Below are 22784 nucleotides of genomic sequence, written 5' to 3'. Positions count from 1 at the left end.
AAACACTGTGTTATATGAGTAATTTATCCCTAAAATATGTTTGAAGGCAGGATTAGTACTAGTATTTGCTATAGTAATTAGTGTATTTTCTACACTGGAGTATGCTTTAGCTGCAGAAATGGAATTTGATACAAGATTCATTCCACCTAAAATTGTTGAAGGTTCAGAAGCAAAAATTCTAGTTTATACAACGCAAGATGGTAATGTATTTCCAAAAAAAATAGATAATTTGCGAGCAGTGAGTCTTGATGCTTCTATAGTTAAGGTGACTGATGTAAACTCAAATACGGGAAGTTTTGTTTCAGAGATAACTGTTAAAGCATACAAGGCTGGAAAAACAACCATTACACTTGTTGCGCCAGGTTTTTCTCCCATTGAAGTCCCAATAGAAATTTTTGGAAATAAATTTAGTCAAACACAGCTTTTGATTAAAACAACACCAGAAGAATATTCATTAGATGGACTAACCAAAGGATACGTTTCAGTACAACTTGCAGATGAAGATGGATTTCCTGTGCTAGCAAAACAAGATACCATAGTATCACTTAGTTCATCGGATAACAACATAATTTCGATTTTACAACCCGAAGTAATAATTAAAGAAGGACAGAATCATGTGATTACACAGTTTGAGATTATTGGTTCTGGAGATGCAGACATTTATGCTTCATCTCTTGGAATGAAACCAAAAAGTATTGAAATTAACATTGATGATGAAGAGGATTTAGATATTGCTCTGCATGTATTTCCTAAAACAATCAATACCCATACAGCATCAAAGGGACACATCATAGCACAATTGGAGAGAGGAGGTCAACCAGTTATTGCTAAAGAGAATATCAGGGTTGATTTACGAATCACAAATGATGATTACACCACAAAGACAAATCTAAGTGATGATCTTTACAACTCGATTAAGACAGTCGGGTATTTTGAGATAAAAAAGGGAATGTATTGGGGATATACTACATTTACAACTCTTAGTGGAATTGAAGATACATACAATATTTCAATCTCTGCAAAAAAGCCACTAGTAGTCAAGACAGAGACATTTGATACAAAAAATCTTGAATTGTTTGATGAAAAAATAGTAAAAATTGAAACATTACCAATTTTGGCTACTGGAGAAAGAGAATTAATTGGAATTATGTATCTAGAGGATGAAGGCGGAAATCCTATCAAAGCAAGTAAGGATATTCATGTTTTGATTGATTCAGCTGATGAGACTTTTCTTCAAGTTGAAAGCGTAGTACTACGTAAAGGAGATGGATCAGTTCCAATTTATGCAAAGGTTGGAACAAGTGTTCCAGAAAAAATTGAAATTTTCCCCAGAATTGAAGAAGCAGATATCATTACTCCAACAGTTTTTGGCCCAAATAAGAAATCGCTAGATTTGAAAGTAGAGCCACTGATTGATAAAATAATCTCCGGTAGTAAATTTCCTATCGCATTGTACTTAATCGACGGTGATGATGTTCCAGGATTCCCAGAAAACTCAGAATTGTTTGTTTCACCAAGTGAATATGTATCAGTGGAAAAAAGAACAATTAACAAAGGAGAAAAAATTGCAATCATTAATGCAGAATCTTTGAAGGAAGGAGATGATGACGTACAATTTAAGATTAAAAATTATGCAGAAACAATTAACATTGATAGTGTTTCAAGTAGTATATCAGAAGTAGAGCTTGTACATTCTGATGTAATATTTTCTGGTACAAATGATGTGTTTTCAGTCCAGATTCTAAATGATGCTGGCTCTCCAGTATTTGCAAGCAAGGATATAGAAATTCAATTTGTATTGAAAGATGAATCATTACTAGAGATTCCAGACTCGGTTACTATCAATAAAGGAGAATACTACAGTCTATTTGATGTTGCAGCAAAAGCTAGTGGAGAAACCGAATTATCAGTTCTTACAGACGGATTACCAATTGAAACATATGATATTGAGATTACATCACTAGAACCAACATTAGAATTAGCAGTACCCAGCATCATTGAAGGCGAAGAATCATTTTCTGCCACATTGAAAGTGACTCATGATAATAATCCATTATCAGATATGAGTGTAAAATGGAATGTAGAGGGGGGTTTAGTTACAAATGCTTCTCCTACAACAGGGTCTACAGGTGAGGCATTGTTATTTGTTTTAGGGCAATCAAAAACAAACATCAAGATTTCAGCTGATGTATCTGGTTCATGGTATTCTCCAGTAAGTATTACAAAAACCGTCAAAGTGAATTCAACTAGTGATTCAGAGTTTATGGCCTTTGGTGAAGAATCAGAATCATCAGAGTACACTCAATTTGAAATATTTGGTTTTGATCCAGTATTAATTTTAGTTCCAGCTGCAATCGGAATTGGCGGATTTATGCTAAAAAAGAAAGGCATGTTACAGATTAGACAATAGTTAAAACAAAAAAATTGATCGTTTGTTTTAAACAAAGAAAATAAAAAAATCATTTGAAAGATTAATTTATCAAAACGAAAAAATCGTGTGTCCACACTGAACACCAAATTGGATATCAACAATATTTCAACAGTAAATTTGGGTTAAAGAGCTGTGAAGGAAAAAAGGATTTGGAAATCAAACTTTGGAAGTATTCTATCAAAACAAGGTACTAGCTCTCTTTTAGCATTTAATTCATCATACACTGGCAAACCAATTGAATTCAATGATTGTTTGTATAATGATCTTCTTCCATATGAGCTAAATTCATCTCCAGTATCCATCTTAATGGGAGATGACAATTTGTGGATAGCAGCATCAATGCTATCGAGAATATCAGATACTGCAAATAACATCGTAGTCATGGAAAAAGAATTTCCTGTTGGTATAATCGGATACAAAGAGATCATCAGATCAATTTTGAAGAATCCTACAAATGATGTATTCAATCATACAACTGCTAAAAAAATTATGAATCGAGAATTTTATTTGGATAATAGGAAGGTAAAATTAAAAACAATTTTACAACAGATGAATAAAACAACCAAAACTTTTTCGATCATTCAAAATTCACAATATGATTTCTCTGCCGCATCCATTCGAGAAATTCTTGAAATTGGTTCAATGTGTAATTCTGAAATCATAGCATCAGAGGAACCATCTAGAAGATTAGTAAAAATATCTAGAGATAATTCTGTAAAAGAAGTTTTAGATTTACTCTCAAAAAACGAAGTGGAATTTGTAATATTAGATAATGATTCGTTAATTCTTGATGCAAGAACCATCCTAGAAAAAATTACAACGGACCTAAATTTCCTTGAGGATGAAGATAACTTCCTAAATTTGAATGCGAGTATTTTTCAATTCCACACTCCAAAATTAATTCCTGAAAAATTATCATTTGCTGAACTTTGTAAAGTAATGCTTGATATGCGGTATCCATATCTTGCTACAAAAAATCGAATCTGGACTCCTACTGACGTTTTAGATGTTTTAACAAAAGGGATCGAAAAATAATGTCAACAAAAATTTTCCAAAAAAAGAAATCAGATTCAATTGGTAAACTAAAAAATCATCTAGAGTTAATGAAAAAAGAGCTTGATGATACACATAAACAAATTTCTACTCTGAAAAAATCAAATAAAATTTCTGACTGGGAAAAAATTGATCATGTCAATGGTAAATCAATTAATGACTTAAAACAGTATGAAGAAAAGCTCACAAAAGAAATTAATGCAACAAAGAAAGAAATAAAATCTCGCTCTAAGGTTCTTTTACTAACGGAGGTATCGATTCTTCCTGTTGTGTTTTTACTATTGATAATTTCTGGAGTAGGTCCTGATTTAGTAAACAATACACTACAAGAAAACAATTCATTCAAATCAAGATACTTTGTGGAGAATTTACGAGGAGACACTCTTGATACATGGAAGTCATGGAGGTTAATTGGCACAACTATGAATGTCAACATAATAGCTCCTAGTAACATTCCCCAAGAAAAAGTAGAAATTGTAAAGAATGCAATTAATTCAATGGAAGCAATAGAGATTGATGATTCCTTGACGCATAAAGGACCAAAGGGCAGCTATTCCAAGTATTATGTTGGTTGGAAAGGTGCATTAAATGACATTCAAAGTCAGATAGTATCTACAGAATATCAAATTCCGCTCGACTTTAACATAATGGGGTCAAATGGTGGAGAGGGTGACATTGTGATTACATTGTCAAGTTTACGAGATGTTGACGGATACTCTGGATACACTAAATCAGTTGTAGAGGGAAATGAAATTCTAAAATCATTTATCACAATTTATGATACAGGAAATCTTGATGAAGAGGAATTATCCACTATTACTAGGCATGAATTTGGTCATGCACTTGGATTAGGTCACTCAACAGCACCTGAAGATCTAATGGCGCCAACTATCGATATGACTTATCCATATATCTCTGAATGCAATGCTGCAGCCTTAATAGAATTGTACAATGGCGGTCAGGACACTCAAGTTGTTTGTGAAAAATAATCTAAAAACCATTTTCATTTAGGATTAGTCCAAGTAGTGCAGCTCTGGTGTATTTACCAAATTCGGCTTGCTGGAAATATTTTGCTTGAGGTGTCTTGTCAACTTCAGTAGAGATTTCGTCTAATCTGGGTAGAGGATGCATGATTATTGCATCATCTTTCATTTTTTTGAGAAGGTCTAATCCTATCACATAACTTCCCTTAACTTTGATGTATTCTTCCTCATCAGGAAATCTTTCTTTTTGAATTCTAGTAACATACACCACATCAAGATCATCAATTACATCCTCAAGGTTTGTTGTTTCAGAGAAATCCAATCGTTTCTTTATTTCATATACAGAGTCAGAACGAATTTTGAGTGGTTCCGGTGAGATAAGACTCACATTTACATCGTAATTTCCTAAACCTTGTAGTAAAGAGTAAACAGTTCTTCCATATTTTAGGTCTCCAACTATTCCAATTTTTAGACCATCGATCTTTTTCTTTATGTTTTTTATCGTATACAGATCCTGTATTGCTTGAGTAGGATGTTCTTCTGTTCCACTTCCGGCATTAATTATTGGTTCTGATGAAATTTCAGCTGCAAAACGGCTAGAACCATCCAAGGAATGCCTCAAGACCAAAACATCGGAATAGATTGACATTATTTTTACCGTATCTGCAAGGCTCTCACCTTTTTGTGTAGAAGATGATGTAACATCTGCTATTCCAAGTGATGTTCCGCCTACTGAGGCCATAGCTGCTTCAAAACTCAGTCTAGTTCTAGTACTTGGTTCAAAAAACAAATATCCCAAAGTTTTACCACGGGCAATTTCCCGTCTTTGATTTGGATCTAAATTAATGACTTTATCTGTTGCCTTGAAGATAGTCTCTAGTTTTTGTTTATCTAGATCGCGAATAGAAATGATGTCTTTTTGAAAAAAATCATTCATTCTTTCAATCATATATACAGGTGACTATACAAAGTATTCTGATGCAAGAGTCTGAACTGATCGTAAGAAGAATACGTGAAGGTACAGTAATAGATCATATTGACGAGGGTAAAGGCCTTCGTGTTTTAAACGCCTTGGACATAGATGGAAAAGATGGAAGTTTAATTACCATTGCATTAAATGTTCCAAGTGGAAAATTTAAGAAAAAAGACATAATCAAAGTTGAAAACCGATTTCTTAGAGATGATGATACAAACAAACTGGCTGTAATTGCCCCTAAAGCAACTGTAAACATCATTAAAAATTTCAAGCTGGTTGAAAAACGAAGAGTCTCACTTCCAAATGAAATTGGTAGAATTTTCCGATGCTCAAATCCAGATTGTATTACAAACAGTACTGAGCACATAGAATCAGTAATGCAGGTAATTGATAGAGATGGTTTGGTTCTAAAATGCAGATACTGTAGTAGAATTTTAGATGTGAATAAACTAAAATATAATTAATTTTAAAAAATTCTTTTTAGAATGTTTCTGGTCTATTGACCGAGAATAATGAACATCATTACTATACCGTAGATTGCAATGGATTCTACCATACCTACAAAGATGAATACTTTAGATTGTAGAGCTGGATTTTCACTGATTACAGCAAGACCTGCTGCACCTACTTGACCCAAACCAATTCCTGCACCAAATGCTGCAAGACCAAATGCTAGACCTGCACCTAGAATTTTTAATGAGTCAGAACTTCCACTTGCAGTCTCGCCTTCTGCTGCATATGCCAATCCAGTAAATCCTACTGCTGACAATGCAAGAGATGCTATAAGAAGAGTTGCAATTTGTTTCATTTATGACTCTGCTCCAAAATTTCCATATTTAAATCATGATAATGTTTTCTAATCAAACCCGATCTAGTGTCTTTTTTTTGAAAGAGTTTAATTCACTTTTCACATTCTTTGAATGCTGTTCAAAATCTTGCTCTAGAATTTTTTTAGAATTTTCGACTAGTGATTTAATTTCTTCTTTTGCCATTATTTTCTCTTCTCCATGGCAGCCTTCACTTTTTTTAACTTTGCGAATTCTTCCCTTTCTCTCTCTTCTAATGTTGCCAAAATGAATTTGATTCTTTGGTGATATTGTGGAATAATTACGTTTTCTAAGGCGTTAAGCAGTTTTTGGGTCTTTTCAAGTGCCTTTGCCAAGCTAAAGATAGAGTTCTCATATTCTGCAGCCTTGCAAATTTTAGGCAGCAAAACTTTGATTTGCTTTGATGCTCGATCTATTGAAGAGTTTGTATCGGCAAATCCATAAGGTACTGATTTTGTATCTTTTTCAGTTACAGTGAGAGCAGGAATTTTTACATCAACAACTCTTCTGATATTTACTTCAACTTCCATTACTGCAGGAGTTGATTGTGCAACTGAATCTACAGTGGATGTACCTAGAGAAAGGTACGCCTCGTTAACAGATTTGTAAATGTCTTGCAATGGATCCCAGATTCCTCCTCGAGCCTTTGAGGCTTCAACAATCATCTCTTCAATATTTTTTAGTAAAACTTTACGCTTGTCGTCAAGAATTTTCTGTACCATAGTGGCAACTTGGCTTGAGCGTTTGTATTTTAGTAACTCGATTTTAGTTGCAGCTACGTTCTGCCCAAAAGACATTCTTAGCTACCCTTGTAATGCTGTTCTACAAATTTGTCTTTTACTTTTGTAAGTTCGTTCTTTGGAAGATTGGAGACAACTTTCCAGAGAATTCCTAATGTTTCTTCAATAGTTCTATTCTCATCAATATCTTGAGATAAGAATTCTTTTTCAAAAACATCACCTACATCCATATACTTTAAGTCAATCTCAGTAAGACCTGCTTTTCCTACAATACCAGCTAATGCGCGTACCTCTTGTGCTCTGGAATATGCATCGTAGTTTTGGTTAGAAATTTCTTGGTGATCATCTCTAGTTCTACCTTCACCAATTCCATCTTTCATTAATCTGCTAAGACTCATCAAAATGTTGACTGGAGGATAAACTCCTTGACGGAAGAGATCTCTGCCTAATACAATTTGGCCTTCAGTGATATAACCAGTAAGATCTGGAATTGGATGAGTAATATCATCAGATGGCATGGATAAGATTGGAACTTGTGTTACACTGCCTTTTCTTCCTACTAGTCTTCCTGCTCTTTCATAGATTGTAGATAGGTCAGTGTATAGATATCCTGGGTATCCTTTTCTACCAGGAACTTCTTCTCTTGCAGCACTAATTTCTCTTAATGCCTCTGCATAGTTTGTCATGTCAGTAAGAATGACAAGTACATGCATTCCTAGATCAAATGCTAGATATTCTGCAACTGTAAGTGCTACACGAGGAGTGATAATTCTTTCAATAGCTGGATCATCTGCAAGATTAAGGAATAGAACACTTCGTTTGAGTGCACCAGATTCTTCTAAACTTCGTTTGAAATATTCTGCTTCGCTATACTGCACTCCAATTGCTGCAAAGACTACTGCAAAGTCTTCTTCTGTTCCAACAACAGATGCTTGACGTGCAATTTGAGCTGCTAAAATATTGTGTGACATACCAGAGCCTGAAAAGATTGGAAGTTTTTGTCCTCTGACAAGTGTAATCATTCCATCAATTACAGAAACGCCAGTTTGGATAAAGTCCTTAGGATATTCTCTTTGTTCTGGGTTCATTGGTTCACCGTTAACGTCAATGAACTTGTCAGCAATTGGTTCTGGAAGACCATCTTTTGGTCTGCCTAATCCATCAAATACTCTTCCAAGTACTTCTTTTGATACTGGCATCTCCATGACTTTGCCGACAAACTTTGCATTAGTACCTGAAACAGATAATCCTGTGGTTCCTTCAAAGACTTGAACAATTGCCTGGTGATTTCCAACTTCTAATACCTTACCCAATCTTCTTTCTCCATCACTGGTTTCAATTTCTACTAGTTCATCAAAAGCAGCGTTTTCTACATCATCAACAATTACTAGTGGACCTTTGATTTCAGCAATTTTGCTATATTGAACTCCGCCTTCGACTGTCAATTTGTGACCTTCACTCCTGAAATGCTTTTGAATTGTTCATCCATTGATTGGAAAAGCTGATCTAGTTTTGGAATTTCATCATCTTTGATTTCCATTCTAGCTTTGAGCATTGAAGAAATAATTGACATTGAGCGAATATCAGCAAGTGATGCTCCTTCCTTGAGTGCCTGCTGACCATGTTTGTAAAAGTCTACTAGTAATTTGAGTAACTTTACTTGTTTCTCAGGACTGCAGTAAGTGTCAACATCATCAAAAGAGTTCTGTTGTAGGATTCCAATCTTGATCATCCTTGCAACTTCTAAAATTAGTTTTTCCTCATCTGGTAATGCTTCTGGTCCAAGTAATCTTACAATTTCTTTTAGTGTATCCTCTCTTTGTAAAACACCATAGGCTTCGCTTCTAAGACTAAGCCATTCATCACTAACATTTTGTCCCCACCATTTGGCAATATCGGCCAAGTATCCAGAGTAGCTGTTCATCCAGTTAATTGATGGATAGTGTCTAGAGTATGCAAGTTTAGCATCAAGAGCCCAGAAAGTTTTGATAAATCTCATAGTGTGAGTTGTTACTGGTTCTGTAAAGTCACCACCGGATGGAGACACTGCACCAACAAGAGTTACTGAGCCATCTCTGTCTGGACTGCCTTTTGCTCTTACTCTACCAGCTCTTTCATAGAATTCTGCTAATCTTGATGCAAGATATGATGGATAACCTTCTTCTGCAGGCATCTCTTCTAATCTACCACTCATCTCACGAAGTGCTTCTGCCCATCTGCTAGTTGAATCTGCTACAAGTACAACGTCTTTTCCCATGTCTCTATAGTATTCTGCAATGGTGACTCCAGTGTAGATGCTTGCTTCTCTTGCTGCTACTGGCATGTTACTTGTGTTTGCAACAAGAACAGTTCTATCCATTAATGGTTTTCCAGTTCTTGGATCTTTTAGGTGTGGGAATTCAACAAGAACTTCAGTCATTTCGTTTCCACGTTCACCACATCCAATGTAAACTACAACTTGAGAATCAGCCCATTTTGCTATTTGGTGTAATGTAACTGTCTTTCCAGTTCCAAATGCTCCTGGAATTGAACCTGTTCCTCCTTTTGCAATAGGGAAGAAAGTATCAATAACTCGTTGACCAGTAAGTAATGGAACAGTAGGATCATATCGTACTTTGTAAGGACGTGGTTGTCGCACAGGCCATTTATGATACATTTTGATTGGAGATGAACTGCCATCTTTTTCTGCAGTGGCTATTTCTGTCTCTAGATCATAATCACCTTCACTTACGATATTTGTAATCTTTCCACCAGAATGATTTGGTGGAACCATTATGCTATGATCGATAAGATCAGTTTCTTTTACAACACCAATGATATTTCCAGGTTCTACTTCATCCCCAACTTTGACACTAGGAACAAAATGATATTTCTTTGTCATATCAACTGGCGTAGTAGTAATTCCACGTCCAATGAATGAGCCTGATTTTTTGGATAATTCTTTTAGGGGTCTCTGGATTCCGTCATAGATTTGTCCTATAATTCCTGGTCCCAGTAAAACGCTTAATGGGTTACCTGTACCAACTACAGGTTCTCCTGGTTTTAATCCACTAGTAGATTCGTATACTTGAATAAATGCAACATCACCTGTTAAACGAATAACCTCACCGATTAGTTTTGAATTTCCAACAGATACAGTCTCATACATTTTTGCATCAGACATTCCATCTGCCTTTACTGCCGGTCCACTAACCCAAACAATTCTACCTTTTGCTACCAAATTAATTACCTAATCCAAATTGGGTTGCAATTTCTTTCCTTATTAAAGGCTTCATACGTTCAAGTCTTGCGTTTAGTGTATTATCAAAAGTCATTGCTCCATTTTTGGATTTGACTTTAATTCCTCCAAGACAGTTGATTGATTCAGGAGCTAATTGTGCTCCTGAAAATTTTGGTAAGATTTTTTGTATGATCTCTTTATCTGTTGAATTTGAGTAAACTGTAATTTCCGAAGTTCCAAGAATTTTGGTGGATTCTTCGATTAATTTTGTGATTAATTGCGTATAGTTTTCATCTCTCTTTGTGTTTTTAATTTGATCTGTGGCTTTAGCAAAGGCTCTTTCAATTGCTTCCTCAACGAGGACGATTTGCTTGTTTCTCATTTCTAGATCGGAGCTTCCTACGATCTGTTTTTCTAATTTTTCTGCCTCTTTTTTGCCGTCATTGATAATCTTATCATACTCTTGTTGTAATTTTGGTATAGAGTCATCAAGGGTTTTCTTTGAGGCTTCTAATGATTCTTTGAGGCCGGTTAAGGCATCATTTTCTGTACGATCAAGTATTTTGTCAATAGTTCGTTCTAGGGAAGAAGCTAATGCCAACGAAGTGCGGTCGTTCCTCAATGGATTTTAATGTTTGGAAGATTCCGGTACGATTCAGAAAGATATTAAAATCTATTAAAAAACACAGATATGACTTGGTAGTTGCCGATCTTAAATTAGGTACTGTTATTCTTCCAAGATCAGAATCTCCACAAGCAATTTCTAGACTAACTGAATTTGAGTGGTTTCAAAAGATTGATTCGGAAAGTGATCTAGTAACTCCAGAAATTGATGATCTACTATTAGAAGCACAAAAACTATTCCAATCAGTTGATGATGTTGTAAAAGGACTTGATGTTCCCTTACGGGTTGGTATCTTAGAGATTCTCTTCAAAGGAACCGTAATCAAAAAGAAGGATCTTGAGATTAACGAAGTTGAATCCATGATAGAAGACTTGGAGAAAAAAGCTCCAAGTGTGATTGATAAGCCGGCAAAACTTTTGGAGGAGGCATCCACCACAAAGAGATCCATAGAAGAGTATACATCATTAAGAGATACTCTTGATATGGTAAAAAAACTCCAGATTGATCTTTCAGGCTTTGGATTAATGAAATATTTCTACACCAATCTATTTGTGATAAACTCTGCAGATTACAATGAGATAGTAAGAACATTAGAAGGAATTTTAATTCAGAAATATGATTTGGGTAGTAAAGAGAAATCTGCAGTGTTGGTTATTGCAGATACCCAAGAAACTGATAAAGTCCTAAAAGTATTTCGTAGTTTTAACGCTAATCCATTTGTAATCCCAGAAGGTATGCCGCAAGTTCCCAGTGAGGCGTATTCTCTAGCAGTATCAAAGATCAAAGAGCTTACCGAGAAACAAAAATCCATCACCAAAGAAATTATGAAGATCAAAAAGAGCATAAGACAGGAATTGCTGGCATTGCATGAAGCTGCATTTGTTGCAAAAGATGTGTTAGAAACCTTACGAAAACCAGCAGGGACGAAAAATTTTGCAGTGATTAGAGGATACATTCCAAGTAAAATGGAGAAGAAGTTTACTGAGAGCACAAAGCAGTGGGCATCTATAGTAGAAGATGTTAAAGATCCAAAATTAATTCAAGATTCACCAACCTTATTTGATAATAAAAAATTTGTAAAGACCTTTGAAGTAATTACAGAAAGCCAGGGAATTCCAAAGAAGGGTGAGTCTGATCCTACACCAATGATTGCCTTGATGTGGCCAATATTTTACGGATTAATGTTTGCAGACCTTGGACATGGACTTTTGTTAATGGGTATGGGTCTCTTATTCAAGTTCAAAGGACAAGGAACACTCTCAAAGTGGGGAATGTTGATTGCAATATCTGGTGCATCAGCTGCAATTGCAGGAGTTGGTGCAGGTGAAATGTTTGGTTATCATATTGATCATATGACACCGTTTGAGTCACTGTTAGAAGAAGGCGGTGCACTGCATTCGATTTCATGGCTAGTTGGAATTCTTAGTGTTGCAGAATTAACATTTGATCAAGTAATTAATATTCTCAAAGTTTCACTATTTCTTGGAATTATTCATCTAGTTTGGGCAATGGTACTTAGAGTGAAAAGATTAGCTCAGAAAGGACAAAAGTTTGTCATGGCAATGGAAGCAATTCCAAACATTGCATTGTATGGCGGAATTGTAGTAATTATGATGTGTGCTATTGGTTCCCAATACGATGTAATGAACATGTATTCAAAAGTTCATGATGAGCCTGTTCCATGGGTTACAGTGTTTCTTGGCGATTGGGCCCAAGTTTGGATAATTACCAGAATAGCAGTTGTAATAGTAATTGGTTCAATGGTTATGATGATGATTGGTGGTATTTTACATGCTAAACACCATCCAGAAGAAGGAGGCAGTGCAGCAAATGTGGTAATGGAGGTCTTGCTTGGAAAGACTGTTGAAAGTTTGGCTCATACAATTAGCTATGCTAGACTTGGAATTATGTTACTTGTACATGCTGCATTATTACTTACGGTAAACAACGCATTTAGCTCACTTGGAGGAGCAGAGTCTGCTGGAGCCTGGGCAATGATCATTGGAGGAAACTTGGGAATTATGATGATTGAGGGGTTGATTGTGTATATTCAATCTCTCAGATTGCACTTGTATGAATTCTTTACAAAGTGGTATGATGGTGGAGCAAAACCATTCAGACAAGTAAGACCAGAATTAATCTATAATCAATTTAATTGGAAAAAACACTAACAGATAGGAAGTTCTAGTTTATTTCCCCATTCTCCCCAAGAGCCCAAGTAGACTTTGACATTTTGATATCCAAGTTTTTTTAATGCCAAAAATGTGTTAGCAGCTCTGTACGCACCCTGACAATATGTTACAACTGTTGAATCTTTTGGAATTTCATATAGAGTACTGAGTTCTTTGGAATCCTTCATCTTTCCGTTGGTATCGATATTCATATTCCAATCAATGTTGATTGCATTAGGAATATGACCTCCTCGTGCAGCTCGAATTAACGTTCCATCGAATTCTTCTTTAGAACGCACATCAATAATTGTCAAGTTATCCAAGTTTTTTTGCAGAAACTCAAATCCCACTAAAACATCGGGGTTAATTTTGGCCTTAAATTTTGATGGCTTGAATGGATTAATTTTTCTATCAATTGGTAAATCTTCTAATTTCCACTTTTTGAATCCTCCATCTAACATGAAAGTTTGAGTATGGGAAAAATACATCATTATCCAAACTCCCCTAGCTGCCAGCATTCCCGAAATATCATCGTAGAATACAATTTTTTTCTCATAGGTAATTCCAGCAAAAGAGAATATTTTTTCCATTTGAGATGTAAATGCTTCAATTCCAGTTTTTGATGAATCTAGCCAATGAAGTGAAAAGAGATCAAGATTAACAGCATTTGGTATATGGTCTTCAGAATATTCTTTGAATGATCTAGTATCAATAATTAGAAGATCTTTTTCGTCAATAATTTTTTCAAGTTCTTTTGTATCTAGGAATATGGACATGATTCTATACATCTAGTTTTTGGGAATTGAATAATAAAAAGGAAAAAGAATTGTTTGGAATTTTATTCGTTGACGTATGCTCGTTCACCGTGCTGGGCAAGATCAAGACCAATCTCCTCTTCTTTTGGAGTTACTCTGATTCCGCCTGGCCATACTGCGTCCATGACTTTGAGAATCACAATTGTGACACCAAATGCATATCCGATTGATATGGCTGCACCGATAATGCTGATAGCCTGTTGTTCCATTCCTTCTGGTGTACCTGTCCATGCACCAATACCGTCTCCAGTATCCCATATGTGTGGACTAGCTAGTGTTCCTGTCAAGATTGCGCCTGTAAGACCGCCCATTCCGTGTACTCCCCATACATCGAGTGCGTCATCCCACTTGCGTGAGTTCTTGAATGCAACACAGCCATAACAGATAGTTCCTGCGGCAATACCTATGATAATAGATGCCATTGGTCCTACCCAACCAGAAGCTGGTGTAATTGCTACCAATCCTGCAACGGCTCCTGTAGCTGCACCGACAATGCTTGGTTTACCTGTATGTGCCCAAGCCATTAATGTCCATGTGACTGCTGCAACACCTGTAGCTGTATTTGTTACAACCCAAGCGCTAACAGTGATTCCGTCTACCATTACTTCACTTCCTGCGTTGAAACCAAACCATCCGAACCATAGAATGGATGCACCAAGTACAACCATTGGAACGTTGTGTGGTTCCATTGGAACTTTACCATAACCAAGTCTTCGACCTAGTAGTAAGGCTCCAGCTAAAGCAGAGAATCCAGAAGAAATGTGTACGACAGTACCACCTGCAAAGTCAAGTGCGTAACTTGGCGACAATTCAGGATCTAAGTCAATTGCTCCTCCGCCAATGTATCCGCCACCCCATACCCAGTGGGCAATAGGATCGTAGACAAATGTACCCCATAAGAGTACAAATATGACTAGAGCACTGAATTTGATTCTGTCAATTAGACCACCAACAATTAGTGCTGGGGTGATAATTGCGAATGTGCCTTGGAATGCCATGAATAGTTGATGTGGAACAGTACCTGGCCAATCTTGACTACAGATCTCGTCCTCATGGAATACTTGCATCTGGTACGCTGCAGACCATGTATCAGTACAAGGTCCAGGAGTACCTAATGGAGCATAAGCTGAAACCATGTTTAATCCTGCATAGTCTAGGCTACCCATGAACATGTTTGCATCACTATCTGATGGACCAAATGCCAAAGAGTATCCGAAGACAACCCATTGGAATGCCATAAGACCCATGATAACAAAAGTCATGCCGATAACATTGACTGCGTTCTTTGATCTTGCAAGACCGCCATAGAAGAATGCTACACCTGGAGTCATGAATAATACCATTGATGAAGCCATCAGCATCCATGCTGTGTCACCTGTATCAATTCTACAGGGCAACATGTTGCCTTCGCCGTCATCAAACCAGCATTCATTTGGATTTCCAGTGTAAATTCCACTAGTTCCTTTAACATAGCCATCCATTCCGTCTGTAACTTGTTGTGCAAATGCCTGTGACATTGCACCTGTTGCAGTTACGGCTACCGCTGCCACAAGTAATAGAGCATACTTGTGGTTCCTAGAATTCATTAAAGAGCATCGGATTTGAAAATTATATAAGCATTGAGATGTGTAAAGTTCAAAAAGCGTAAATTATTATATTTTAGGAAATAACGATAGTAACATAAATTTTAAAAATTATGTTATAATACAGATTGAAGATGAAGAAAAATCCCAGATTATCCATATTTGATACCTTCAAGACAAAGAGCACAGAACTAACCGGAGAGGCCAACAGACAAAGGGCAATCATAGTAACCTTAGCAACGATGCCAAGTCCAGCAGATAGAACAAGAACTGCCCTCTCTCAAAAGATTGCTCAGGAAAATGGAATTATTTGGAAGAATATCTATTCTGGAATTTTTCGTGATTTAGATGAGATTCTGATACCATTAGAAATTGTAGAAGAGGATGGCAGGCTGCCCTTGAAGCGTGGTCCAAAGGCTCTTCAAGAAAAAGGAATTCCCTACTATCGATTATCCAAAAAAGGAATGCTGGTAGCTTTATCCTTAGATGAGATTATCGGTAGAGATGTACTGTTTGAGCATTTTTTCTCTATTCTTGAAAAGCAAGAACAAGAAGCAATAATGATGCTCAAAGAGATTTCAAAATTTGCACCAAGATTCTGTTATTCATTTATTGAAAAGTATGTAAGAGGATTTTGTAATGGAGAGTTGGAATTAGTTCCGTTCTCGATTTCCAATCTTAAAAAGACTTCAGATGAGGCAATGTTAACCCAAAAAGAGTTTTTAGAAGGGTTCCTGAAACTATCCAAATCTGAAAAAGAAAATGTGATTAATTTTCTAAATCAGCTTACTTGAATCTAAGCAGTTTCACCAAACATTAAAATCAGTTACTCATAGAGAACCAGAAGATGGCATCTCAGAAAGTCTATGCTTCAGTAAAGTCTTACAGCCAAAGAGGCAAGCTTTTATCAAAACCCGATCTGCAGACTTTGGCAGAATCAAGAGATTTGGATGAATTGCTCACCCGAATTAAAAATACAATTTATGCTGATGCTGTAACTGATGTATCAAAACCATTCACCTCTGAAAAAATCGAAAATGCACTTCGAAGTCATCTTGCAGATACTCATTATTCTATCGCAAAAACAGCAGGCGATTCAGATATTTTAGATGCTTATTATCTAAAATTTCTAATTTGGAATCTAAAGCTAATTCTAAAAGGTAAGATTCTAGGTCAGACTCAGGAAGAGATTGAGCCACGTCTAAATCTTCACGCTGAAGAACTAATTAAACAACGAGATATCATCATTAAAGCACTTGTAGCTAAAGACATTGAAGAGACAGTAGCAAGTCTAAATACAATGCAGCATGGTGAAGAGATTGCAAAAGCTATCTCAATTTATAATGAGAGAAAAAATCTCCAAGTAATTGATACATATTTTGATAAAATTTTGTTCCAACAATTAGGAAGAGCAATCAAGAACACAAGAAATAGAGATGTTATTCGCCTTGTTGGAATGGATGTAGATTTTTACAATTTACTTAGTGTATTGAGGGGAAAGTTTTGGGGATTAGAAGAGCAACAAATTCAGGATCTTTTAGCGGCACACACTCCAAGCATTCCAAAGGAAATGCTAAACAAGATTATTGCATCAGCAACCATCAAAGATGCCTTTACTGAATTATCATCAACAAGATACAAAGATCTTATCCCTCAGACTGAAAATGAGATGGATGCAATTGCTGAATTTGAGAGAAATTTTGAGATTGCCATTTGTAAGGCAGCAAGTAGTTCTTTTACTAAGATGTTTAATTTTGCAACAATTATTGGAATCACAAAGTTAACTGCTTATGAAGTAAGAAACTTGAGTGCAATTGCCTATGCAGTTGAACAGAAAATCCCTGTAGAAACAACCATGTCAAAACTCATTTTAAAAGATCTTTGATTCTTGGATTATAATGATTAAATTTCATAAAAAGAAAAAAGACATTTCCACTGATGTAGTCATTAATACTATCTGGGTAAGTGCTTTTATGGCAATAATTTTTGCATTGCCGCCTTTAGGTTTGTTTTTGGGGATTTATTTTACAACAGGAAATATCATTCTTGGAGCCATTATCGGATTTGGAGTACACTTTGTAATTTTGGCCTTTTCCTCTAGAATTTCAAAATTTCTCACAGATGTAATGAGCTAATTTATAAGAACATGGAATGTGTAGCGGATCTACCATGATGGGAGATAGAGATTACAGAAGTTTCATTACAAATGCCATAGAATCAATTAGTAGAGAAATTGAGATAAAAATTGATTCTGGTGATTATTCAACAATCCATATTCATGAGGTAGTCAGGTGTCTTAGGCGCTCATATTATGATAGAATAGAGCCCATACCAGAACAAAAGGCTGGCTTTAATGATCTAACTAGTGGCCTTTTAAGAAAATTGCATTATGGTGCAGAGGCTAAAGATTTTGAAATAGACAAGGTAAAACTGCGAGGGCAAGCAGACATGATAGTAGATGATGCCATCATTTTATTTAGATCCGCCCAGGAGCTGTATGAGAATCCCCAAAGTGAGGATATTTTATTCCTCAATGCATTAATGTGGATTTACAACAAAATGGATGGAATAATCATTTACATCACTGGGGACAGAAAAGAGGTCTCGTTTTCTCTGACAAGAAACAACAAAATGTTTGAAGAGGTTGTTAGAAGGGTTCGAGTATTGACTGATCTTCTAAAGGAGAAAAAAGTTCCAATCTTAGAACCCTCGAAAAATTGTGCAGGTTGCCAATATTATGAAAGATGCTACATAAAACAGAAACTTGCTAAACAGTTTACAATAGCAGATCTAGTTGGTTTTAACAAAGATTAAGAAAAATATTGTAAAAGGAATAATCCTTCTAATCTAATGGTTCTGGATGTCCTTTTCCACGGAGAGCAAATGTCACTACTGCTAATGCTATTGCAACTCCAACTGCTGAGCCAAATGCGGCCATTGATGCTTCTGCCATTTGAAGAGAGGTCTCTGGCGAATCATATATAACTTTGCCAAAAAAATTTTCTTATAAACAAATAATCATAATTTTTGATTTTTATGATACATTATGCATTTTGTAGCCTTAATTGTTCAAGGGTTGCTTCAAGATCAATTATCTCTTCGTTAAACAACTCGACCATTTCTTTGAGCAATATTTTTTGTTGTTGGGATTCTCGTTTTTCCGCTTTAAGGCGATTTATTATTTTTTCAAGATTAACGATCTTTTCGTTTAATGAGTTGGTTAATTCAAGGAGAAATCCCTCATATTGTTTTAGGATATTTGAAAAAGATGAATCAGATAATGGGTTTTGATCTTCAGTGTTTACAAATTCTGCTAATCTTGTTTTAAGAATTTTTAATTTTTTTTCAGTCTCTGATAATTTATTCAAATTTGTTGAAATCGTTTGATTTTCTGATTTGCCATCATTAGAAGAAGATTCAAGTCTTTCAAGTTCATCACTCATATAATTAGTCATTTTTTCTACAAATAGGCCCTGTTTTCGAGCTTCTTTTTGTTCAGCTTCTACATCTTCTCTTTCTTTTTCTAGTTCAGTGATTTCTTTACGAAGAGTACGAGTAAGTTCTAATAGAAATTCTTCGTTTTGGATTAAATTTCTAAGTGAATAAGTACCTGCTAACATAATATCGCTCCTTGAAATAATGATTTTTTACCACTATTTCTTGGCTTAAAAAAGATAGAAAATCTAATGTCTGTCCAAAGTGAACGAACCTATGAAAGGTTATTTTTCAAATTCAAAAGTTATTTCGTTTTCTCCTCCACTAGTCATGGAGCTAAGATTAAAGTTTGCTTCCCCTAGAATTTTCCATTTAGCAGAGTCATTGGATAATGCTTCCCATAGTTCAGGAGAATTACCAGAATTTTTTATTGTTGCCTTGTCTGAGAGTATCAACGAAGTATCACTCAATAGCGTGAAATAGTTTGAGGATGTAACCATTCCCTCCGGTCGTTCACCTATTTCACCAATATGTATTCGTGTACCATTTTCAAAAAGTTGGTATTTTAGCAACTGAAGAATAACTGATTTGTAGTTTGGATTGGTAATCTTAAATGAGACTTCTATAGTTGCTGCTCGCTCATTTACTTCAATAATAGAGATATCATCAAGTTCAATCGTAATAGGAATGACTTGTCGATTAGTTTCTCCGGAAAAAAATAAGCCATCGTCAGATACATCATTTATAAAATTTTGACCAGAAAATGCAACAACTGCGATTACAACTGCAAATACTCCTACCGCTGCACCGACAAAAATCTTGGGGTTCATTTTTTAAAAATAGAATTTACATATCTTAAATGTTGAGATAATTATTATACTAATGCTAACATTTCATAGTAATGCAGTATTTTCAAGCAGTGCAAAAAGGAAAAACCATTGCTAGTAAATCACAGATGAAATTATTTGAAATCGCTGGTTTTGCAATGCTTACGCTAACAACTAAAAAAATTGATGGAAAATTCTTCCCTGTTGGAGAAGAAGATTTTGCTGCAGTAATAAAAACACATGATGGTTTTGTAGCAATTTTAGTAGATAAAGACGGATACACAAAAGCCCAATCAAAACCATTAGAAGAAAAAGAAGCTCTAGATATTTTTAAAAAAATGAAAGAGACAGGGATTGATGAATTTGTTGGAAATGAGGTAGAGATTTGGACAGAAAGATATCCTACTATTCATAATAATTTAGAAAAATGATTATTTTTTAGAAGGCAAAATTATTTCGGTACCCACTGAATTTCCCTTAATAGCTTTTTCGAGGGTTTTGATATCTGCCTTGACTATTCTAGTTTTAATTTTTGAGCGCTCAATAATTTTTAGAGCGACTATATCCATTAGATCGTATCCTCCTGCTACAGAGTCCTCATGGACCAACATATTACGGAGATTTTTTAGTTCAATTCTTTTGAATTTCTTAGCTTTTTTATTTTTATTTGGATCAGAATCATAAACTCCATCCACATCTGTAGCATTAAGAAATTCAGTGGCATTGATTTTTTCGGCAATTAGTGCTGCAGTACCATTAGTACTTTGACCAGGGTGGAGACCTCCTGTGACAACAATTGCCTCACTATCTACTGCATGACGAATTTCTTGAAGTGTAGTAGGTGGATGAGGATATGCCTTGTGTTTTAATGCATAAATTAGCAGTTTTGCATTTAATCGAGAAATTTCTATTCCTAATTCATCAAGTGTAGATTCATCTGCTCCTGATGAACGAGCATGAGTAATGTAATGTCTTGCTATATGTCCTCCACCAGCTACAATGATGGGTTGGCAAAATTTACTAATTTTGACTAGGAATGAAGCATAATCTTTCAGTATTTTCACATTGTCCATTCCAAATACGCGACCGGACAATTTGATTACGATTCGTTTTTTCATTCTAAGTTACCAAGGATTGAATTTGCGGCCATTTCAACTTTTTTTCTATAATTGTGTGCTGTATACACTCTCAGTATATTCATAAAGCCAGACATTGTCGATACAAGTGGAATTTTTGATATTGGTATCTCAGTAGCAGTTTTGTTTTGAGATTCGTTAGTTATTAGAATAATTGATTTTGATTCTTTCTTTGATGGTGCTAAAGGAATTGAGGGGGTAATTGAGCTATCAACGAAAATTTCATCCTCATTTACTTTGGATTTTCGAGCTAAACTTTGTTTTATCTCTGAAATTTTGATTTTTTGTAGATTAGTTTTGCTTGTCAGAATACGTTCAAAGACACATTTTAACAATCTTCTATCTTGATAATTTTGAGCAAGTTTCTTAGCACGTTTTAGATTAGAGTTTTTTTCTGGCAGAGACAATAATTTAGATATAATGTATTCATCAGTAAGTTTGAGATAATCATCAATTTTTAATGAAGTTAGTCCAAGTTCATTATCTGCCTGACGAAGAGCTTCAACAATCATAACTTCAGCAGATCGAACGGTTTTATGAAAATAGACAGCTTTGAACATTTGGTGTCTAGAATGTAACATGGATTCAAATGAATATAGGGCTGAGCGTTCAAGTGCCAATTTTTTTTGATATACATCCAAAGATTGAGTTATTCTATTATGATCTATTTTTGCATGCTCTGCACCAGTGAAATATCCATCACGAAGTAAATAATCCATCATATCCGCGCTTAATGCTCCAGAAATTATTTCATTCATGAATTGTAATTTCGAATCTCCAAAAGCTAATTGTGCAAGAAAATTTTTATCAAAACCTGATTTTGATAATGTGTCACCTATTGACGTTTTTAAAATAATTTCTCTACCTATTTCCTCATGAGTGATTTTAGATTTTTCTTTCATTACCTCTTCAAAAAGATGTGAGAACGGACCATGGCCAATATCATGTAGTAGGGCAGCAAGTCTTAGATTTTGAATATCAGATTGTTTTAGAATATTTTTTTCAGATAGTGCAGTTCCTGCTTTTCCTGCTATATGCATTACACCAAGTGAATGCTCAAATCTGGTGTGTTGTGCTCCAGGATAAGTTAGATGTGCCCCCGATAATTGTCTAATCCTACGAAGTCGTTGAAAGATTGGATTATCAATAATTTGTAATTCAGTATTGTTTATTCTAATAAAATCATGAATGGGATCTATGATATCAAGGAAATTACTTTTCATAATCGTAGTTTTTTACTAAATAATTTCAAAATTTCCAAATGAACTTCTTGCCGTGATTGAGACGCATTAACAATTTTCCAATTTTTCTTTTTTGCTATACTTCTGTATGCTTTAGAAATTTTTTGTGAGAATAGCTTATTTTTTTCAAATTGATCTCGGTTTGATTTTTTTCTGCTAAAGGAGATAGATTGTGATACATCCAATACAACAACAAGATCGGCCTTGGGCAATCCTTCATCTAATTTTTCTAACCACGAAGGATTCATGCCATTTACTACGCCGTATACAAGATTTGATTGATAATATCTATTCATGATTAAAACTGAGTTTTTTTCTTGAGCTTTTTTTATTTCGTTTACTTTTTCCCACCTGTTTGCTGCCAGTAGACAATGAATTACTTGTGGGGGAAATTTCCTATGACCGGAAAGATATTTTTTAATTTCTTTTCCTATTGGGGTAGAATAATCAGGAAAGCTAAAAAGTTTAGTTTTAATTCGGCTTTTTTGAAGTTTTTTTTGCAATAGTAAGGATTGAGTTTTTTTGCCTGCTTGATCACCACCCTCTATAACAATTATCATAATTTGATAATTCTAGAAATTTATTGATTAAAAATCTATCAAGGAAAGAATTCATTTTGAAATAATCTTCATTTTTTAGCATTTAGAATGAATTGCCTCAAGGAAGCACAGTTTTCATACCATAGTTTAATTAGAAGTCAATTTCATCAGTCAGTAGAAAA

At 35.2% G+C, this 22784-nt stretch carries 23 protein-coding genes; 10 read left to right on the top strand and 13 right to left on the bottom strand.

Features of this window, described 5'->3' with window-relative positions:
* Positions 1–40: 40 nt before the first annotated feature.
* From DWQ18_00935 to DWQ18_00925, 3 genes are all read left to right on the top strand, one after another.
* On the top strand, positions 41–2410 hold the full coding sequence (locus tag DWQ18_00935; protein RDJ34536.1) for a hypothetical protein: 2370 nt from the start codon (positions 41–43) through the stop codon (positions 2408–2410).
* 153 nt (positions 2411–2563) lie between these two features.
* The gene (locus tag DWQ18_00930) at positions 2564–3466 is read left to right on the top strand and encodes a hypothetical protein (protein ID RDJ34535.1); all 903 of its coding nucleotides are present in this window, start codon (positions 2564–2566) and stop codon (positions 3464–3466) included.
* Positions 3467–3534: 68 nt separating this feature from the next.
* Complete coding sequence (locus tag DWQ18_00925; GenBank protein RDJ34671.1) at positions 3535–4473, top strand: peptidase M10; 939 nt, start codon at positions 3535–3537, stop codon at positions 4471–4473.
* 1 nt (position 4474) lies between these two features.
* Here DWQ18_00925 and pyrB read toward each other — a convergent pair whose 3' ends face one another.
* A complete protein-coding gene (gene pyrB / locus DWQ18_00920; GenBank protein ID RDJ34670.1) occupies positions 4475–5404 on the bottom strand; it encodes an aspartate carbamoyltransferase in 930 nt (309 codons plus the stop codon).
* 41 nt (positions 5405–5445) lie between these two features.
* Here pyrB and DWQ18_00915 point away from each other — a divergent pair, with 41 nt between their 5' ends.
* Positions 5446–5907 (top strand): aspartate carbamoyltransferase regulatory subunit, encoded by a 462-nt coding sequence (locus tag DWQ18_00915; protein ID RDJ34534.1) that lies wholly within the window; start codon positions 5446–5448, stop codon positions 5905–5907.
* A 32-nt stretch (positions 5908–5939) separates the two neighbouring features.
* On the opposite strand, the gene DWQ18_00910 is transcribed toward DWQ18_00915, so the two are convergent.
* The 5 genes from DWQ18_00910 to DWQ18_00890 form a co-directional block, all read right to left on the bottom strand.
* Positions 5940–6251, bottom strand: coding sequence for an ATPase (locus DWQ18_00910; GenBank protein RDJ34533.1), 312 nt, complete (start codon positions 6249–6251; stop codon positions 5940–5942).
* A 183-nt stretch (positions 6252–6434) separates the two neighbouring features.
* Positions 6435–7067 (bottom strand): V-type ATP synthase subunit D, encoded by a 633-nt coding sequence (locus DWQ18_00905; GenBank protein RDJ34532.1) that lies wholly within the window; start codon positions 7065–7067, stop codon positions 6435–6437.
* Between the two features lie 2 nt (positions 7068–7069).
* Positions 7070–8455: a V-type ATP synthase subunit B gene (locus DWQ18_00900; GenBank protein ID RDJ34531.1), complete on the bottom strand. Its 1386-nt coding sequence runs from the start codon at positions 8453–8455 to the stop codon at positions 7070–7072.
* Positions 8452–10230: a V-type ATP synthase subunit A gene (locus DWQ18_00895; GenBank protein RDJ34530.1), complete on the bottom strand. Its 1779-nt coding sequence runs from the start codon at positions 10228–10230 to the stop codon at positions 8452–8454. Before DWQ18_00895 ends, DWQ18_00900 begins: the two co-directional genes overlap by 4 nt.
* Position 10231: 1 nt before the next feature.
* On the bottom strand, positions 10232–10831 hold the full coding sequence (locus DWQ18_00890) for a V-type ATP synthase subunit E (GenBank protein RDJ34529.1): 600 nt from the start codon (positions 10829–10831) through the stop codon (positions 10232–10234).
* Positions 10832–10926: 95 nt separating this feature from the next.
* On the opposite strand from DWQ18_00890, the gene DWQ18_00885 reads away from it, so the two are divergent.
* Positions 10927–13026, top strand: coding sequence for an ATPase (locus DWQ18_00885; GenBank protein RDJ34669.1), 2100 nt, complete (start codon positions 10927–10929; stop codon positions 13024–13026).
* Here the strand turns inward: DWQ18_00885 and DWQ18_00880 are convergent.
* Positions 13023–13802 (bottom strand): sulfurtransferase, encoded by a 780-nt coding sequence (locus tag DWQ18_00880; GenBank protein RDJ34528.1) that lies wholly within the window; start codon positions 13800–13802, stop codon positions 13023–13025. The genes DWQ18_00885 and DWQ18_00880 overlap by 4 nt on opposite strands.
* A 62-nt stretch (positions 13803–13864) precedes the next feature.
* The gene (locus tag DWQ18_00875) at positions 13865–15427 is read right to left on the bottom strand and encodes an ammonium transporter (GenBank protein ID RDJ34527.1); all 1563 of its coding nucleotides are present in this window, start codon (positions 15425–15427) and stop codon (positions 13865–13867) included.
* A gap of 125 nt (positions 15428–15552) precedes the next feature.
* Here DWQ18_00875 and DWQ18_00870 point away from each other — a divergent pair, with 125 nt between their 5' ends.
* Genes DWQ18_00870 through DWQ18_00855 form a run of 4 tightly spaced genes read left to right on the top strand, consistent with a single transcriptional unit; the run spans position 15553 to position 18238 of the window.
* Positions 15553–16218, top strand: coding sequence for a hypothetical protein (locus DWQ18_00870; GenBank protein ID RDJ34526.1), 666 nt, complete (start codon positions 15553–15555; stop codon positions 16216–16218).
* Between the two features lie 53 nt (positions 16219–16271).
* Positions 16272–17309 (top strand): ATPase, encoded by a 1038-nt coding sequence (locus tag DWQ18_00865; GenBank protein ID RDJ34525.1) that lies wholly within the window; start codon positions 16272–16274, stop codon positions 17307–17309.
* A gap of 13 nt (positions 17310–17322) precedes the next feature.
* On the top strand, positions 17323–17559 hold the full coding sequence (locus DWQ18_00860) for a hypothetical protein (GenBank protein ID RDJ34524.1): 237 nt from the start codon (positions 17323–17325) through the stop codon (positions 17557–17559).
* Between the two features lie 34 nt (positions 17560–17593).
* Positions 17594–18238 carry a Dna2/Cas4 domain-containing protein gene (locus tag DWQ18_00855; protein ID RDJ34523.1) on the top strand — a complete coding sequence of 215 codons (645 nt, stop codon included), beginning with the start codon at positions 17594–17596 and terminating at the stop codon, positions 18236–18238.
* Positions 18239–18468: 230 nt separating this feature from the next.
* Here DWQ18_00855 and DWQ18_00850 read toward each other — a convergent pair whose 3' ends face one another.
* Together DWQ18_00850 and DWQ18_00845 are read right to left on the bottom strand one after the other, a co-directional pair.
* The gene (locus DWQ18_00850) at positions 18469–19044 is read right to left on the bottom strand and encodes a hypothetical protein (protein RDJ34522.1); all 576 of its coding nucleotides are present in this window, start codon (positions 19042–19044) and stop codon (positions 18469–18471) included.
* A 99-nt stretch (positions 19045–19143) separates the two neighbouring features.
* Positions 19144–19689, bottom strand: coding sequence for a hypothetical protein (locus DWQ18_00845; protein ID RDJ34521.1), 546 nt, complete (start codon positions 19687–19689; stop codon positions 19144–19146).
* Positions 19690–19760: 71 nt separating this feature from the next.
* Here DWQ18_00845 and DWQ18_00840 point away from each other — a divergent pair, with 71 nt between their 5' ends.
* Positions 19761–20117 carry a hypothetical protein gene (locus tag DWQ18_00840; protein RDJ34520.1) on the top strand — a complete coding sequence of 119 codons (357 nt, stop codon included), beginning with the start codon at positions 19761–19763 and terminating at the stop codon, positions 20115–20117.
* Here the strand turns inward: DWQ18_00840 and pyrH are convergent, their stop codons facing one another.
* From pyrH to tmk, 3 genes are read right to left on the bottom strand one after another with little or no spacing between them, the layout of a single operon-like run.
* Positions 20118–20804: a UMP kinase gene (gene pyrH, locus DWQ18_00835; GenBank protein RDJ34519.1), complete on the bottom strand. Its 687-nt coding sequence runs from the start codon at positions 20802–20804 to the stop codon at positions 20118–20120.
* Positions 20801–22045, bottom strand: a complete 1245-nt coding sequence (locus DWQ18_00830) for an HD domain-containing protein (GenBank protein RDJ34518.1) — start codon at positions 22043–22045, stop codon at positions 20801–20803. Before DWQ18_00830 ends, pyrH begins: the two co-directional genes overlap by 4 nt.
* Positions 22042–22623, bottom strand: coding sequence for a dTMP kinase (gene tmk, locus DWQ18_00825; protein ID RDJ34517.1), 582 nt, complete (start codon positions 22621–22623; stop codon positions 22042–22044). Before tmk ends, DWQ18_00830 begins: the two co-directional genes overlap by 4 nt.
* Positions 22624–22784: the final 161 nt, after the last annotated feature.

The sequence above is a fragment of the Thermoproteota archaeon genome, assembly GCA_003352285.1.
GTDB lineage: Archaea > Thermoproteota > Nitrososphaeria > Nitrososphaerales > Nitrosopumilaceae > PXYB01.
The sequence above is the reverse complement of the archived record's forward strand: the minus strand, read 5'-3'. Positions and strand labels throughout refer to the sequence as shown.